The organism is Nocardia sp. bgisy134, assembly GCF_057708325.1.
Genome location: NZ_JBYIRW010000007.1, coordinates 39,496 through 54,485, shown reverse-complemented (window position 1 = coordinate 54,485; position 14,990 = coordinate 39,496). Strand labels below are relative to the sequence as shown.

The window sequence follows — 14,990 nt, the reverse complement described above, 5'->3', positions numbered from 1 at the left end:
GGTCGGAAGCACGGGTAGCCTGGATTCGTGTTCAGCAACATCGGCTGGAGCGAGATGATGATCCTGCTCGTCGCCGCCCTCGTCATCCTCGGTCCGGAGCGTCTGCCCGGCGCCGTGCGCTGGACCACGAACAGCCTGCGTCAGCTGCGCGACTACGCGAGCGGAGCCACCGCCCAGCTGAAGGAAGAGCTGGGTCCTGATTTCGAGGACATCCGCAAGCCCCTGGCCGAGCTGAACGAGCTGCGCGGAATGACGCCGCGCTCGATGGTCACCAAGCACCTTCTGAACGGCGACGATTCGATGCTGCGCAGCCTGGAGAAGGTCGTGCCCACCAAGGACGATCTGTACGGGACGAGCAGCGGCATGCCGGACTATCCGATGCCGAAGCTGGAAAAGCCGTTGGAGCGCAACGAACGTCCGCCGATCGATTTCGACGCCACCTGATCGGGCGGGGCGCCCGCGCCGGGGACGAAAACCATTGGCGGCACCCACCATCCACACCTAACTCGTCGCTCCGGCCATGGGTGATTCGAGGACGAACTTCGTTCGGCGGCGATCAGGCGAATCGTCGTCTTCCGCCCGGCGAGTCGGCGAGAAACGCCGTCGAGCCGAAACAGACTGGGCTGTCTGGAAGTCCACAATGTCAAGCAGACTAGACCCGTAAGGCTGTCGAGCTGTCTAAACTTCGCACATGTCGGCCGATGACGTGGCGCGAGTCTTCGCAATCGAGGACAAGGTCGAGAGACTCAAGGCGGCCACCGACGGGGTGGCGGCGGCGCAGCAGACGATCAACGAACTCACCAGGATCCGCAGGGCGGTCATCCGGGAACTTCATGCCGAGGGCTGGACCTTCGCCAGAATCGGTGCGGCGGCGGGTCTTTCCCGCGCCCGCATCCATCAGGTGAGCACCCAGGGCCCGGCGCCGGAGGGACTGTTCTTCGGCCACGGGACGCTCACGGTGCTCGTCCCCGAGGTGCGCGCCGGTCGCGTGCTCGGCGCGCCGGATCCCGGTGCCGCACACCGGCTCGTCGAGCTGCTGCGCGAACTCGGGTTCGCCGCGGGGATCGAAAGATTCCTGCCAGGAAGACCGGTGGACCTGAACCGGGACGGGCTGATCGTGGTCGGCGGTCCCGAATTGTCCCCCAGCGTGCGCCAGCTCATCGCCGCCGATCCCCGGCTGCGGCGCGCGGTGGCCAGAGCGGGCGACGCGCGCCGCGGCATCGAGGACAGGGCCGCGCGCCGCGTGTACCGGCCGGGCGGCCCGGAACCGCACGACATCGCCTACCTGGCCCGCCTCCCCCGCCCCGACGGCCGCGGCACCTGCCTGATCATCGACGGCCTGCACCCACCCGGGTCGCTCGGCGCGGTACGCCTGCTCGCCACCCGCTTGGCCACGCTGCACGAGCGGGCAGCCAACCACCTGTTCTCGGTACTCATCGCGGTCCGCTACGACCGCGCCAACGGCGAGCCGGTGGACGTCGATCTACTCACGCCCGTCTACCGGCACGACGCCGACCCACGTCCCATCGGCACTCGCCTGCGGCGCTGATGCGGATCGATAGCTGAGAGACACATCACTTCTCACCACTGCCGGGTTCGTACGAAATGCCCGGACTATTTCCGCAGTGTGTCACATGTCACGTGACCCTGCGGGTAACAGATACCCACTCGATGTTTAGATAGCTAGTAGATAACTATTTCTCGAGTAGGTGAGTTCTCCATGTCTTCCATGTCCGACAGCCGCGCATTCCGGCAGCTCGTGATGCGCGCGACGAATCACGGTGGGACGAGCACTCATTCGGGGAGGACGCGATGAACACCATCGTGGTCGTAGGCGGGATCGTCTTCGTCGCCATCACCGTCGGCGTTCTGGTCGGGGTGCTGCGCAAGCCGAATTCGTCGGGGCAGCTGACCGTCGCCGCGATCCAGGCACGGCTCGCCGATGAGGGAAGCGGGCAGCCCGGCGACGCGGATGCGGAGTCGCGCGAGGATGGAGAGTTGGCGAGCGCCGAAGTGGCAAGCGGTGAGCCGAAGGGGCGCGAGAAGTCCTAGCGGCGCGGGGCAACGAAGTAACCGCACGCCACACAGCGCTCACACCCCACACACAGGCACCGGCGCTGTGAAGCGTCCAAACCGTGTGTGGCACGACCGGATCCAAGCACCTCGCACAGGCAATGCACGCTTCGCAGTGGGTGTGGTCCCTGCGAAGCGTGTGGCAGGTCTGCGGAGTCAGGCCGCTGCCTGGGACGGGCGCAACGTGTTCATCGGCGGGCGGTCGGTGAGCGAGACTTCCGTGCTGTGTGCCGTGAAAGCGTCACCGATGAGGGGGAACTGGGTGAGGGCGGCGCCGGAGTCGGCGACTCCGCTGCGGCCGAGAACGGTACCGAGGATCTGGCGGCTCATCACGCCGAGGTCGCCGAGCGGGCGGTTGCGGTGGGTGCGCACGCCCAGATTGACCTGGCCGATGGCGGACAGGCCGACGCGGTCGTAGGTGTCGAGGAGCAGGCCGATCTCCACGCCGTAGCCGGGCGCGAAGGGCACCGAGGTGAGCAGTTCGCGGGTGCCGGCGTATTCGCCGCTGAGCGGTTGCAGCACCGCGCACAGTTCCGGGCGCAGCGCGGCGAGCAGCGGACGCGCGACCAGCTCCGTGACGCGCCCGCCGCCGTGCGCGTCCACGGTGCCGCCCTGCCGCAGCGGGCGGCGGTAGTAGGCCTTGACCAGGTGCATGTCGTCGTTCAGCAGCAGTGGGCCGAGCAGCTTCGGCACGAAGGCCGGGTCGGGGTCGATGAGATCGGAGTCGACGAACGCGATCAGGTCACCGCCGGTGACCGCGAGCGAGCGCCACAGCACCTCGCCCTTACCCGGTATCGGCTCCAGCTCAGGCACCGCCTGCTCGCGGGTGATGACCTCGGCGCCCGCCGCGCGGGCTCGTTCGGCGGTAGCGTCGGTGGATCCGGAATCGAGTACAACCAGTTCGTCGACGAGGGTTCCGAGCAGCGGCCGGATGCTGGCCACCACCTCGGCGACGGTGCGTTCCTCGTTCAGCGCGGGCAGCACCACCGACACGGTGCGCCCGTCCTTGGCGGCGACGAGATCGTCGACCGTCCATTCGGGGTTGTCCCAGGTATTCGTGCTTGCCCAGGCGGACTCGCGGTGTTGGATTTTCATACCAGACCTCGCAGGGTTCGTGCGGGGGGCCGGATGCCCTGGATCGCGGCGATCATGTCCACGACGCGCCGCGTTTCGGCGACCTCGTGGACGCGGAAGACTCGGGCGCCCGCGGCGGCGGACCACGCTGTTGCCGCCAACGTGCCCTCCAACCGTTCGGAGAGCCCGACACCAAGAGTCTCCCCGATGAAATCCTTGTTGCTCAGCGCCATCAAGACCGGCCATCCGGTATTTACAAGAACGTCGATTCCCCGCAACAGTTCGAGCCCGTGATAGGTGTTCTTGCCGAAATCGTGGGTGGGATCGATCAGGATCGAATCCTTGCGCACGCCCGCGGCGAGCGCGTCCTCGGCGGCCCTGACCACGGTGTCGGTGACCTCGCTCACCACGTCGGTGTACCTGACCCGATGCGGCCGGGTGCGCGGCACCGCGCCCCCGGTGTGGCTGCACACGATGCCGACGCCCAGTTCCGCGGCCACCGCGACCAGGTCCGGGTCCGCGCCCGCCCAGGTGTCGTTGATCAGGTCGGCGCCTTCGGCCACCGCGGCCCGCGCGACTTCCGATCGCCAGGTGTCGACGCTGATCAGCAGCTCGGGATACGCCGCGCGGATCGCCGCGACGAACGGCACCACTCGCTGCGTCTCCTCGGCGGCGTCGACCGTCGTGCCCGGCCCAGCCTTCACTCCCCCGATGTCGACGAGATCGGCGCCCTGATCGACCGCGCGCGACACCGCGTCCATGGCCGCGGCGTCGGTGAACGTCGCGCCCCGGTCGTAGAAGGAGTCGGGGGTGCGATTCACGATCGCCATCACGAGCGCCCGATCGGTCGCCACCGGCTTGCCGCACAGCGTGGGAGACGGCACGGTGATCGGGCTGAACATGCCCTCGACTGTAGCGGCTCAGCTCCTCGGCGCGCGGCCCGCCGCGACGTCGGCGGCATAGTCGTCGTACGCGGGGACGTACCCCTCGGTGCGGCCCGCGAGAACGTAGAGCGCGCTCCCGGCGTCCGGCGCGTATCCCTGCTTGCGCAGTTCGACCTTGCGGCTCTTGAACGTGGAGGTCTGCTCCAGCTCGGCGACCACCCGCACGAACAGCGGCACCGCGTATCCCGGCAACAGGCGGTAGGCCACTTCGGCCAGCTCGGCGCCGTCGAATTCCGCGCCCGGGTGCAGCGTGATCGCCGCCATGCCCGCCTTGCCGTCGGCGCCGGGGATGTCGACGCCGAACACCACCGCCTGCGCCACGGTCTCGTGCTCGCCGAGCGCGCCCTCGACCTCTGTGGTGGCCACGTTCTCGCCCTTCCAGCGGAAGGTGTCGCCGAGTCGGTCCACGAACGCGATGTGCCACCAACCCTGATCACGCACCAGATCACCGGTGTCGAACCACACGTCGCACGGTTTGAAAGCGTCGCGGATCAGCTTGGACTCCGAGGCGTCCCTGTCGGTGTAACCGTCGAACGGCTGTCGCTTGTCCACCTTGGCCAGCAGCAGACCGACCCCGCCGGAGCCGACCCGGCGCAGCCTGCCGTCGGGGCCGCGCTTCGCCTTGCCGGTGGCGTCGTCGAACTCGACGATCGCGTAGGGCAGCGGCCCGAACCCCGCGGTGCGGTCCACCCCGAACACGTTGACGAACGCGATCGGCGCCTCGCTCGCCCCGTAGAACTCCACCACCCGGCCGATCCCGAACCGCCGGGTGAACTCCTTCCACAGCTCGGGACGCAGCCCGTTGCCGACGACCAACCGCACCCGATGCTGCCGATCGGCCGGGCGCGCGGGCTGATTCAGCAGGTACCGGCACAGCTCGCCGATGTAGATGAACGCGGTGGCCTGTTCCCGGATGATCTCGTCCCAGAATCCCGAGGCGGAGAACTTGCGGCCGAGCGCGTAGGCGGACCCGCCCGCCAGCACCGACGACAGCGCGACGGTGAGCGCGTTGTTGTGATAGAGCGGCAGGCAGCAGTACAGGGTGTCGTTGCCGCGCAGGCGAATTCCGAGCCCGCCGAGCCCGGCCATGCTCTTGGTCCAGCGCAGGTGGGTCATCACGCTGGCCTTGGGCAGGCCGGTGGTGCCCGAGGTGAAGATCAGGAACGCGCGTTCGCGGGCGGTCACCTGCGCGCACACGGCGGGATCGGCGGCGTCGGCGGTGCGGGCGGCCCGCGCGAGATCGTTGCCGTACAACACGTTCGGCAACGGTTCGGCGAGCGAATCCAGCGCCTCCCGGCATTCCTCGCCGACCACGTTCAGCACGCTGCCGAGCAGCCCGAAGCTGTGCGCGAGCACTTGGTCGCGCTGGTTGTGGTTGAGCAGTCCGACGGTGGCGCCGAGCTTGACGGTGGCCAGCACCGTGAACAGCGTCTCGGGCCGGTTGGTCATCAGCACGCCGACCACGTCGCCGCGCCGCACCCCGCGCTCGGCGAGAACGTTCGCGTAGCGGTTCACCTCGGCGTTGGCCTCGCCGTAGCGGTAGGCCCTGCCCTCGAAACGCAGGAACACGCGGTCCGGATGACGGTGCGCGTTGCGCTGGAAGAACAGGCCGACCGACGCCTTGTCGCCGGGCCGCACCAGCAAGCCACGCGCGTTGCGCACTATGCCGGGCGCGTCGAGTGCCATTCCCGGCAGCGCTTTGGCCAGGTCGACGAGGCGCACCGTCGCGCGGGTGTCGGTACTCAACGCGGTTCTCCTAGCCTTGGGGCGCGCCGAGTGTCTGTTCGGGTTTCAGCGCGGCGAACGCGGCGTGCAGATCGTTGACCACGGTAATCCGCTCCATGGCGAATCGGGAGACGAACTTCCGCTCGTAGAGTTCGTCGACCCAACGGAACAGCCCGTCGTAGAAGCCGTTCGGGTCGAGCACGACCACCGGTTTGTCGTGCTGGCCGAGGTAGCCGCCGGTCCACGTCTCGAAGAACTCCTCGAGCGTGCCGATGCCGCCGGGCAGCGTGAGGAAGGCGTCGGCGCGATCCTCCATGACCTGTTTGCGCTGGCGCATGGTGTCGGTGACCACCAGCTCGTCGGCGTCGACGTCGGCGACTTCCTTGTGCACCAGGTGTTTCGGGATCACGCCGATGGTGTTGGCGCCACCGGCCCGAGCCGCCGTGGCCACCGCGCCCATCATCGAGACGTGGCCGCCGCCGGATACCAATTGCCAACCGCGCCGGGCGATCTCGGTGCCGACGCGGGCGGCCAGCCCCAGCGCGTCGGTGTCGGCGGTGCTCGCCGAGCAGTAGACGCAGACGGCGTACGGGGCGGTGACGTCGGCCGGATCCACCGTCACCACTGGTCCTCCGTGCCCAGGGTGTCGATGTCGGCGCGCTCGGCGGCCGCCCGCATGATGATCTCGACGACCTCCTCCACGTCGTCGGTGACGTGGATCAGGTCGAGGTCACCCGGCGAGATCTTGCCGAAGCCCTGCAACGAACCGCGCAGCCAATCCACCAGTCCCGCCCAGTATCTGGTGCCGAACAGGATGATCGGGAAACGGGTGATCTTGTGCGTCTGCACCAGGGTGAGCGCCTCGAACAGCTCGTCCAGGGTGCCGAAACCGCCAGGCAGGCAGAGGAATGCCTCGGAGTACTTCACGAACATCGTCTTGCGGACGAAGAAGTAGCGGAAGTTGATGCCGAGATCGACCCAATCGTTGAGGCTCTGCTCGAACGGCAGCTCGATGCCGAGGCCGATCGAGTAGCCGCCCGCCTCGCACGCGCCCCGGTTGGCGGCCTCCATCGCGCCGGGGCCGCCGCCGGTGATCACCGCGAATCCGGCCCTGGCCAGCGCGCCGCCGATGGCCAGGCCCGCCTGGTATTCGGGGTGGTCGACGGGCGTCCGCGCGGAACCGAAGACCGTGACCGCGCGCGGCACCTCGGCCAGCGCGCCGAAACCCTCGACGAACTCGGCCTGAATGCGCAGCACCCGCCACGGGTCGGTGTGCACCCAGTCGCTGTCCCCGCGGTGGTCCAAGAGGTTCCGGTCGGCGGTACCGGCGCCTGGTTTGCGATCGCGGCGGAACATTATCGGTCCGCGGAATTTGGCTGTCGACTTCGGCTTGCTTGCGATCTCGTGGTCGGCGGCGTCGGTGGACATGCGTTCCACGCTACCGGGCCGTAGGCGGCGCGGGCGGCGCAAGGCGGTGAACTCGCGGCACACTCGCGGTGTCGGGCCGGGATGTCACACTCCCGGCGCGGGCGTCGTCATCCGATCGAGACGCCGGGAACGACACCGGCGCAGCGATTCCGACGATCGGAGACCATCATGACCGTTCTCGTCACCGGCGGCACCGGCACCCTCGGCAACCACGTAGTCCCGCTGCTGCGGGCCGCGGGCCACGATCTACGGGTGCTCAGCCGCTCGCCCCGCCCGGCCGTCGACGGCATCGAATACGTCACCGGCGATCTGCTGCGCGGCGAGGGCATCGAAGCGGCCGTCGCGGGTGCGGACACCATCCTGCACCTGGCGGGCGGACCCAAGGGCGACGACGTAGCAACCCGCAATCTGGTCCGCGCGGCCGCGGAGGCGCGGCACATCGTCTACATCGGCGTCATCGCCGCGGAAGAGCTGCCGCTCGGCTACTTCCGCGCCAAGGCCGACTCGGAAAGGGCCATCATCGATTCGGGTCTGCCGCACACCATCCTGCGCGCGGCGCAGTTCCACGACCTGGCGCTGAAAACCGTGCGCGCCATGGGCAAGCTGCCCGTGGCCCCCGCGCCGGGCGGCCTGCGGTGGCAGCCGGTGGATTCGCGCGAGGTGGCCGCTCGGCTGGTCGACCTGACCACCGCGGCGCCCGCCGGACGCGTCCCCGACCTGGCCGGACCGGAGGTGCTCACGCTGGGCGACATGATCCGCCACTACCTGCGGGCCGCGGGCAAGCGCCGTCCGTTGCTGCCGGTCCGCGTCCCCGGCAAGGTCGGCCGCGCCTACCGCGCGGGGGCGAACTTGAACCTGGACACCGCGGAGCGCGGCAAGCGCACCTGGGCGGAGTTCCTCGATGAGCAGTTCGCCGGGTGAGGGTGGTCGATCGCCGGTGGTTCCGACGAGCCGGCTGCGCGGCCGGAGGTCAGGCTTTGCCGGTCAGATAGTCGCGCAGCATGGCGGCGACCGCGGTGATCTGGGCGGTCGGCACGTGCTCGTCGCGCTTGTGGGCGAGGTTGGGGTCGCCGGGGCCGAAGTTGACGGCGGGGATGCCGCGGGCGGCGAAGCGGGACACGTCGGTCCAGCCGTACTTGGCGCGCACCCCGCCCCCGCCGTGGCCGTTCACCGAGGCGATCAGGTCGGCGGCGGCAGGCGCGGTGAGACCGGGCAGGGCTCCCGGCGCCGAGTCGACCACGTCGATCGTGAGGTCGAGTCCGTCGAAGACCTCGCGCACGTGGGCGATGGCCTGGTCGATGGTGCGGTCGGGGGCGAAGCGGAAATTCACTTCCAGCTCCGCGGCGTCGGGGATGACATTGCCCGCCACCCCCGCGGAGAGGCGGGTCGCCGAGAGGCCCTCGCGGTAGACGCACCCATCGATGTCGACCTGCCGCGGCCGGTAGTCGGCCAACCGTTGCAGCACCGGGGCCAGCCGATGAATCGCGTTGTCGCCCATCCACGCTCGCGCCGAATGCGCGCGCACACCCTTGGTGGCGAGCCGGGCCCGCAGGGTGCCCTGGCAACCGGCCTCGATCCAGCCGCCCGAGGGTTCGCCGAGGATCGCCAGGTCGCCGTCGAGCCACTCGGGCAGGTCGCGCTCGATGTGACCGAGGCCGTTGTGCTCTTCGGCGATCTCCTCGCCGTCGTAGAAGATCAGCGTCAGGTCGTGGACCGGATCGGCGACCGTCGCGGCGAGATGCAGGAAGACCGCGTCACCCGACTTCATGTCGACGGTGCCGCACCCGTGGAGCACCTCCTGCCCGTCCTCGTCCTCGTCGAACCGGCTCGGCACGTTGTCCGCGATCGGCACCGTGTCCAGGTGTCCGGCCAGGACCACCCGCGTCGGCAGCCCCCGGTTCGTGCGGGCCAGCACCACATTCCCGCGCCGCACCACCTCGAAGCCGCTGGTCTGCTCCCGCAGCGCACGCTCGACGACGTCGGCGATCGCCTTCTCGTCGAGTGACACGCTCGGAATGTCGACGAGCGCGGCGGTGAGAGCGATGGGATCGGCAGACAGGTCGATGGTCACGCCCCTCAGCCTACGAGCGGGGCGCATCGACCGCGGACACCGCGCCGGTCCGTGGAGCGACAGCGTCGAGCCCGAGAGCTGGGCGCGGCAGCGTCGGGCCGAAAGCGGAGCACGACAGCCTCGCGCCCGACAGCAGAGCACGACAGCCTCGCGCCCTGCTTTCGGCGAACTACAGAAGCTCGGTGCGTGGTCTGTGGGACGAGCAGGCCGGAGGTGGCGCACCGCTGGCGGCGATCGGTCGGTAACCTCTAATGACGTGAGCATTCAGGGAGCAGCAGCAGTCGGTATCGCCAACGTGACCGCGGACGGAACCGTCCTGGACACCTGGTACCCGAACCCGGAGCTCGGCGAGTTCGGCGACACCGGCACCAAACGCCTGGACAAGGCGCCCGCCGAATACGCCGCGCTGCTCGGCTTCGACGAGGCGCGCGGTGTCGACGTGGTCGCGGTGCGCACCGTCATCGCCGACCTGTCCGCCGCCCCGGTCGACGCGCACGACGTCTACCTGCGCCTGCACCTGCTCTCGCACCGGCTGGTGAAGCCGCACGAGGTGAGCCTGGACGGCCAGTTCGGCCTGCTCAGCAATGTCGTGTGGACCAACCACGGCCCGGCCGCCGTCGAGGGCTTCGAGGCCACCCGCGCCAAGCTGCGCGCCCGCGGTCCGGTCACCGTGTACAGCATCGACAAGTTCCCGCGCATGGTCGACTACGTGGTGCCCTCCGGCGTGCGCATCGGCGACGCCGACCGGGTCCGCCTCGGCGCACACCTGGCCTCCGGCACCACCGTGATGCACGAGGGCTTCGTCAACTTCAACGCCGGCACCCTAGGCGCCTCCATGGTCGAGGGCCGGATCTCCGCCGGCGTCGTGGTCGGCGACGGTTCCGACATCGGCGGCGGCGCCTCCACCATGGGCACCCTCTCGGGCGGCGGCACCACCATCATCTCGATCGGCCAGCGCTCCCTGCTCGGCGCCAACGCGGGCCTCGGCATCCCGCTCGGCGACGACTGCGTGCTCGAGGCCGGTCTGTACCTCACCGCGGGCACCAAGGTCGCCACCCCGGACGGCACCGTCGTGAAGGCCGCCCAGCTGAGCGGTCAGAACAACCTGCTGTTCCGCCGCAATTCCCAGACCGGCGCCGTCGAGGTCGTCCCGCGCAAGGGCACCGGCATCGAACTCAACGCGGACCTGCACGCGAACGACTGAGGTAGCTAACGCTCAGGCGGTTGCCGCGGCCTCGGGCACGATGCCGAAGGCGATGATCCGTTCCGGGTGGATGCGGATCATCTCCCTCGAGACGCCCGCGATGTAGGGGTCGACATCCGTCAGCGCCTCGGCGGTGCCGCGGATTTCCAGGCAGCGCACCCGCCACGGCTGCACCGAGGCGATGTCGTCGACGACGAACGCCACGCGATCGTTCGTGGCCAGGTTGCGGAACTTGTGAGAGGCGCCCATGTTCCAGCCCGCGATGTCGATGGTGCCGAGTTCGGCGTTGTAGCGGAAGCCGACCGGATTGTTCTGCGGCGACCCGTCCTGGCGCACCGTGGCGAGGCGGCCGAGGCGCTGGGTGCGCAGGTAGTCGATCTGGTCCTTGGTCAACGTTGCGGTCATGCTGCGACGGTAGAACCTCGAGTCAGCTCGAGGTCAACCCCCGGCGGGCCCGAGGCGTCAGCCGAGCTGCTTCTTCTGCACCTTGCCCATCGCGTTGCGTGGCAGCGCCGCGACCACGCGGACCTCCCGCGGCCGCTTGTGCACCGAGAGCTGTTCGGCGACATGGTCGATCAGCTCCTTCTCGATCGCGACGCCCGCCTCGCCGCGCAGCACGACGAAGGCGACCACGCGCTGTCCGAGGTCGTCGTCGGGCAGGCCCACGACCGCCGCCTCGGCGACCTCGGGATGCCCGAGCAGCGCCGTTTCGATCTCCCCCGCACCGATCCGGTAGCCGCCGGACTTGATCAGGTCGACCGATTCCCGGCCGACGATGCGGTGGAAGCCCTCGGCGTCGATGGCCGCGACGTCACCCGTCTTGAACCACCCGTCCTCGGTCCAGCTCTGCGCGGTGGCGTCTGGCCGGTTCAGGTAGCCGTCGAACAGCATCGGCCCGCGCACCTGCAAGCCGCCGATGCTCTCACCGTCGTTCGGCACCGGCGCTCCGGTCTCGTCCCGCAGCCTGGTCTCCACGCCACGCACCGGCGTGCCGACCCAGCCGGGGCGCCGTTCGCCGTCCGCGCGCGTGGACAGCGTGATCATGGTTTCGCTCATGCCGTATCGCTCGATCGGGGCGTGGCCGGTGAGCTCGCGCAGCCGCTCGAACACCGGCACCGGCAGCGGCGCGCTCCCGGACACCAGCAGCCGCGCACCCGCCAGTCTCCGTGCCGCGTCGGGGTCGTCGACGACGCGCGACCAGACGGTCGGCACGCCGAAGTACAGCGTGCCGTTCGCCTCGGCGTACGCCTGCGGTGTCGGCTTCCCGGTGTGGATCAGCCTGCTGCCCACCCGCAGCGGGCCGAGCACGCCGAGGATCAGCCCGTGCACGTGGAACAGCGGAAGCCCGTGCACCAGAACGTCGTTCGCGGTCCAGTCCCACGCCTCGGCGGGCGCGTCCAGCCCGGCGGCGATCGCGCCGCGAGTGAGCACGACACCCTTCGGCGGACCCGTGGTTCCGGAGGTGTAGAGCACGAAAGCCGGTGTGGCCGAGTCGGGTTCGGGATAGCTGTGCCACGACCTGGCGTGCAGCCGGACCGGGACCACCGGCAGTTCGGTGCCCTCCGGCGCGTCACCGAGCCACGCCTGCGCACCGGAATCGGCCAGGATGTGCGCGAGTTCGGCGGCACCGGAATCCGGGGGCACCGGCACCACCGTGACGCCCGCGATGAGGCAGCCGACCACGGCGAGGACGGTTCGCGCCGTCGGCCTGGCCAGCACCGCCACCCGATCGGCGCGTGCGATGCGCTCGGCCACCGAGGTCGCCGCGCCGAGCAGGTCGCTGCGCGAGAGCGTCACGCCGTCGATGGTGACCGCGTCCGGAATGTCCGCGCCCGCAGCGACCGCGGCCGGATTCAGGGAACGAAGCAGCAGGTGTGGACCGAACGACATTCGCCCAACCTACTGCGTGCGCGACGGCCGCCGACAGCGCGTTCCCGCGCGTCACAGCTCGGCGACGACGCGGTGTGACCGTTGACACACCGACGACACAGTGAGAAGGTCGTACCGTATCTTTCTCATCGAGGAGAACCGGGGTCGACGATGACCAGTCCCCTTCGCGCATCCGCGCCCAAGGCATCCGACGACGCTTTCGACATCCGCGGCCACCTCGACGGATCCGCCGCCTTCTTCGGCGCCGCCGCGAACGTCATCATGCAGCTCAGCGCCCGCCCGGTCGGCTACGGCGTGCTGGAGAGCACGGTCGACAGCGGCAAGATCATGCTGCACCCGGTGAAGCGGACCCGCACCACGCTGACCTATCTGGCCGTGGCCCTGCTCGGCACCGACGACGAACGCGCGGCCTACCGCGCCGCGATCGATCGCTCGCACCGCGCCGTCCGATCCGGCCCGGCCAGCCCGGTGAAGTACAACGCCTTCGACCCGAAACTCCAACTGTGGGTGGCGGCCTGCCTGTACTGGGGCGGGCGCGATCTGCACGAGCGCATGCACGGCCCGATGGACGAGGCCACCGCGGACGCGTTCTACCGCAACGCCGAACGGCTCGGCACCACGCTGCAGATGCGGCCCGGCCAGTGGCCCGCCGACCGGGCCGCGTTCGACCGGTACTGGCGCGAGAACCTGGCGCTGACCGTCATCGATCCGCCGGTCCGCGACTATTTCTGGGACCTGGTGAACCTGCGCATGTTCCCGCGTCCCGTCCAGCTCGCCTTCAGCGGCTTCCACCGCTGGATGACCGCCGGACTGCTGCCCGAGCGACTGCGCGATCAGATGGGCATGACCTGGACCGAACGCGACGACCGCCGCCTGGCCGCGCTGCTCACCGCCGTCGGCGCGGTGGAGAACCGGATGCCCAAGGCCGTCAAGGCTTTCCCGGTGAACGCCTTCCTCTGGGATCTGCGCCTTCGCCGCAGCCTCGGACTCCCGCTCGCCTAGCTCGCCCTATATCAGTTAACTCACAGCATCCGCAATCCGCCACGCCGACACCTAGCGCCCGCGTACGCTTTTTCTTCTGGATGACAGCCAAAAATCGGAGGTAGAAACCCCGGGAGGCCATCGTGATCCGTCGAAAGATCGTCGCGTCGCTGACCGCAGGAGCGCTCTACGCCCTGGGATTCACCGCATTGTGCGCACCACCCGCAAACGCCGAGCCCAGCGCGGAGGAGACGCCGTCGCGCACCTCGATCGCCATGCGGTCGAGCGTCGGCGCATCGTGGGGAACCGCGAACCAGTACGAGTCGCGCGGCGCCCTCTCCCTGTCCAAGCTCTTCCTCGTCGATTACGCCCTGCGCCACGGCGACGGCTCGGCGACCGACCGGGAACTGGGCGAGCGCATGATCCGCTTCTCCGACGACGGCGCGGCCAGCGCCATGGAAGGCAAATACCCGCAGGCCATCGACGCCATCGCCACCGAGTACGGGCTCGCCGCCACTCGGTCCGGAACGGGCGACTGGAGCACCGCGATCACCAGCAGCGCCGACGTCGCCGACTTCCTGCACGCCAAGCAACTTCAGGATCCGAGTTCGCCGATCTTCCAATGGATGGCCGCGGCGAGTAACACGGCCGCCGACGGCACCGTGCAGGACTGGGGAACCGCCCGCCTGCCCGGGGTTCTCGGCACCAAATGGGGATGGTCGGATCTCGGTGCACCCGAGGTGGGCTCGGCCTCCTACGGAACCGGGTTCACCGTGGCGGCATTCACCTGGGGCACGGCCGACGACCAGACCGGCGACGTGCTCGGCGCGCTGCCCACTGTGGTGATCGACGTGCTCGGGGTGTCCGCCTGGTTGAACCCCCGCTGAGCGCCCGCCCGCCCGGGCGGCCGGCGGTCAGCGCACCCGGAACGAGACCACCACATGGTCGCGGGCGAACTCGCGCAGGGCGGCGTCGTCGCCGAACGGGATCACCGTCTGCGGGGTCAGCGCCAGCGACAGCGCGGTGCGCGCGATCATTTCGGCCAGCGGCGCCGGGTCGTACGCGGGCAGTTTGCCCTCGCCCTGAAGCCGGGTGATGAACTCGGCCACGTAATCGCGCCCGAGCTCGATGATCGGCGCGCCCTTCACCGTGAGGAACGGCAGCACCAATTCGGGTTCGGTGGCCAGCAACCGGTGCACCAGCTGGTTGCCGCGCAGGCCGTTCACGAACGCGACGAACAGCGCGACGATCTGCTCTTCGGCGCCCGCGTCCCGATCGACTTGGCGTTGCAGCACGCCGTCCACCTCATCGATGAAATCGCGCGTCTGGCGCAGCGCGACCGCCTCGATCAGATCCGATTTGCTGGCGAAGCGCCGGTACAGGGTGGCCAGTGACAGGCCGCAGCGCCGGGCCACCTCGACCATGCTGGTGCGCTTGATGCCGAAATCCAGGAACGCCACCAGCGCGGCGTCCAGCACGCGCGCCTGGTTGCGGTCCTCCGGACCGGAGTTGCGCACGAGCGGCAGCAATTTGGTCAGGCTCGCCATGTCTCCCACCCTCTCGTCGGCGAAACGATGACACCGTCAGCATCGCATACCTT

The 14,990-nt window shown here is 69.5% G+C and carries 16 protein-coding genes; 7 read left to right on the top strand and 9 right to left on the bottom strand.

The genetic code is table 11. The annotated features are described in order from the left end of the window. Positions 1–27: 27 nt before the first annotated feature. From tatB to AC3ERS_RS14425, 3 genes are all read left to right on the top strand, one after another. On the top strand, positions 28–444 hold the full coding sequence (gene tatB / locus AC3ERS_RS14435) for a Sec-independent protein translocase protein TatB (protein WP_431967554.1): 417 nt from the start codon (positions 28–30) through the stop codon (positions 442–444). A 247-nt stretch (positions 445–691) separates the two neighbouring features. Next, positions 692–1,549 carry a hypothetical protein gene (locus AC3ERS_RS14430; protein WP_431967552.1) on the top strand — a complete coding sequence of 286 codons (858 nt, stop codon included), beginning with the start codon at positions 692–694 and terminating at the stop codon, positions 1,547–1,549. A gap of 263 nt (positions 1,550–1,812) precedes the next feature. After that, positions 1,813–2,052 (top strand): hypothetical protein, encoded by a 240-nt coding sequence (locus tag AC3ERS_RS14425; RefSeq protein ID WP_431967550.1) that lies wholly within the window; start codon positions 1,813–1,815, stop codon positions 2,050–2,052. A 177-nt stretch (positions 2,053–2,229) separates the two neighbouring features. On the opposite strand, the gene AC3ERS_RS14420 is transcribed toward AC3ERS_RS14425, so the two are convergent. Genes AC3ERS_RS14420 through AC3ERS_RS14400 form a run of 5 tightly spaced genes read right to left on the bottom strand, consistent with a single transcriptional unit; the run spans position 2,230 to position 7,244 of the window. Further along, on the bottom strand, positions 2,230–3,168 hold the full coding sequence (locus AC3ERS_RS14420) for a glucosyl-3-phosphoglycerate synthase (protein ID WP_431967548.1): 939 nt from the start codon (positions 3,166–3,168) through the stop codon (positions 2,230–2,232). Continuing rightward, positions 3,165–4,049, bottom strand: a complete 885-nt coding sequence (folP, locus tag AC3ERS_RS14415; protein WP_431967546.1) for a dihydropteroate synthase — start codon at positions 4,047–4,049, stop codon at positions 3,165–3,167. Before folP ends, AC3ERS_RS14420 begins: the two co-directional genes overlap by 4 nt. A gap of 18 nt (positions 4,050–4,067) precedes the next feature. Then, the gene (locus AC3ERS_RS14410; protein WP_431967544.1) at positions 4,068–5,837 is read right to left on the bottom strand and encodes a long-chain-acyl-CoA synthetase; all 1,770 of its coding nucleotides are present in this window, start codon (positions 5,835–5,837) and stop codon (positions 4,068–4,070) included. 10 nt (positions 5,838–5,847) lie between these two features. Further along, a complete protein-coding gene (locus AC3ERS_RS14405) occupies positions 5,848–6,438 on the bottom strand; it encodes an LOG family protein (RefSeq protein ID WP_431967542.1) in 591 nt (196 codons plus the stop codon). Next, on the bottom strand, positions 6,435–7,244 hold the full coding sequence (locus AC3ERS_RS14400) for an LOG family protein (protein ID WP_431967540.1): 810 nt from the start codon (positions 7,242–7,244) through the stop codon (positions 6,435–6,437). The genes AC3ERS_RS14405 and AC3ERS_RS14400 overlap by 4 nt, the downstream gene beginning before the upstream one ends. A 168-nt stretch (positions 7,245–7,412) precedes the next feature. Between AC3ERS_RS14400 and AC3ERS_RS14395 the strand changes: the two genes are divergently transcribed. Then, a complete protein-coding gene (locus AC3ERS_RS14395; protein ID WP_431967538.1) occupies positions 7,413–8,165 on the top strand; it encodes an SDR family oxidoreductase in 753 nt (250 codons plus the stop codon). Between the two features lie 49 nt (positions 8,166–8,214). On the opposite strand, the gene dapE is transcribed toward AC3ERS_RS14395, so the two are convergent. Continuing rightward, complete coding sequence (gene dapE, locus AC3ERS_RS14390) at positions 8,215–9,315, bottom strand: succinyl-diaminopimelate desuccinylase (protein ID WP_431967536.1); 1,101 nt, start codon at positions 9,313–9,315, stop codon at positions 8,215–8,217. Between the two features lie 256 nt (positions 9,316–9,571). Here dapE and dapD point away from each other — a divergent pair, with 256 nt between their 5' ends. Then, the gene (dapD, locus tag AC3ERS_RS14385) at positions 9,572–10,519 is read left to right on the top strand and encodes a 2,3,4,5-tetrahydropyridine-2,6-dicarboxylate N-succinyltransferase (protein ID WP_431967534.1); all 948 of its coding nucleotides are present in this window, start codon (positions 9,572–9,574) and stop codon (positions 10,517–10,519) included. Between the two features lie 12 nt (positions 10,520–10,531). Here dapD and AC3ERS_RS14380 read toward each other — a convergent pair whose 3' ends face one another. Both AC3ERS_RS14380 and AC3ERS_RS14375 read right to left on the bottom strand, forming a co-directional pair. Continuing rightward, positions 10,532–10,924 (bottom strand): PPOX class F420-dependent oxidoreductase, encoded by a 393-nt coding sequence (locus tag AC3ERS_RS14380; protein WP_431967532.1) that lies wholly within the window; start codon positions 10,922–10,924, stop codon positions 10,532–10,534. A gap of 57 nt (positions 10,925–10,981) precedes the next feature. Continuing rightward, entirely contained in the window at positions 10,982–12,409 is a 1,428-nt protein-coding gene (locus tag AC3ERS_RS14375) for an acyl-CoA synthetase (protein WP_431967530.1), read from the bottom strand. A gap of 150 nt (positions 12,410–12,559) precedes the next feature. Between AC3ERS_RS14375 and AC3ERS_RS14370 the strand changes: the two genes are divergently transcribed. Both AC3ERS_RS14370 and AC3ERS_RS14365 read left to right on the top strand, forming a co-directional pair. Beyond that, positions 12,560–13,411 carry an oxygenase MpaB family protein gene (locus tag AC3ERS_RS14370; RefSeq protein WP_431967528.1) on the top strand — a complete coding sequence of 284 codons (852 nt, stop codon included), beginning with the start codon at positions 12,560–12,562 and terminating at the stop codon, positions 13,409–13,411. 122 nt (positions 13,412–13,533) lie between these two features. Further along, a complete protein-coding gene (locus AC3ERS_RS14365; RefSeq protein ID WP_431967526.1) occupies positions 13,534–14,277 on the top strand; it encodes a hypothetical protein in 744 nt (247 codons plus the stop codon). 27 nt (positions 14,278–14,304) lie between these two features. On the opposite strand, the gene AC3ERS_RS14360 is transcribed toward AC3ERS_RS14365, so the two are convergent. After that, positions 14,305–14,937 (bottom strand): TetR/AcrR family transcriptional regulator, encoded by a 633-nt coding sequence (locus AC3ERS_RS14360; protein WP_431967524.1) that lies wholly within the window; start codon positions 14,935–14,937, stop codon positions 14,305–14,307. Positions 14,938–14,990: the final 53 nt, after the last annotated feature.

What these genes read in the sequence shown, in the direction of transcription:
- AC3ERS_RS14430 (WP_431967552.1), top strand. Translation starts at nt 692, where the DNA reads ATGTCGGCCGATGACGTGGCGCGAGTCTTCGCAATCGAGGACAAGGTC.
- AC3ERS_RS14425 (WP_431967550.1), top strand. Translation starts at nt 1,813, where the DNA reads ATGAACACCATCGTGGTCGTAGGCGGGATCGTCTTCGTCGCCATCACC.
- AC3ERS_RS14420 (WP_431967548.1), bottom strand. Translation starts at nt 3,168, where the DNA reads ATGAAAATCCAACACCGCGAGTCCGCCTGGGCAAGCACGAATACCTGG.
- folP (WP_431967546.1), bottom strand. Translation starts at nt 4,049, where the DNA reads ATGTTCAGCCCGATCACCGTGCCGTCTCCCACGCTGTGCGGCAAGCCG.
- AC3ERS_RS14400 (WP_431967540.1), bottom strand. Translation starts at nt 7,244, where the DNA reads ATGTCCACCGACGCCGCCGACCACGAGATCGCAAGCAAGCCGAAGTCG.
- AC3ERS_RS14395 (WP_431967538.1), top strand. Translation starts at nt 7,413, where the DNA reads ATGACCGTTCTCGTCACCGGCGGCACCGGCACCCTCGGCAACCACGTA.
- AC3ERS_RS14380 (WP_431967532.1), bottom strand. Translation starts at nt 10,924, where the DNA reads ATGACCGCAACGTTGACCAAGGACCAGATCGACTACCTGCGCACCCAG.
- AC3ERS_RS14375 (WP_431967530.1), bottom strand. Translation starts at nt 12,409, where the DNA reads ATGTCGTTCGGTCCACACCTGCTGCTTCGTTCCCTGAATCCGGCCGCG.
- AC3ERS_RS14370 (WP_431967528.1), top strand. Translation starts at nt 12,560, where the DNA reads ATGACCAGTCCCCTTCGCGCATCCGCGCCCAAGGCATCCGACGACGCT.
- AC3ERS_RS14360 (WP_431967524.1), bottom strand. Translation starts at nt 14,937, where the DNA reads ATGGCGAGCCTGACCAAATTGCTGCCGCTCGTGCGCAACTCCGGTCCG.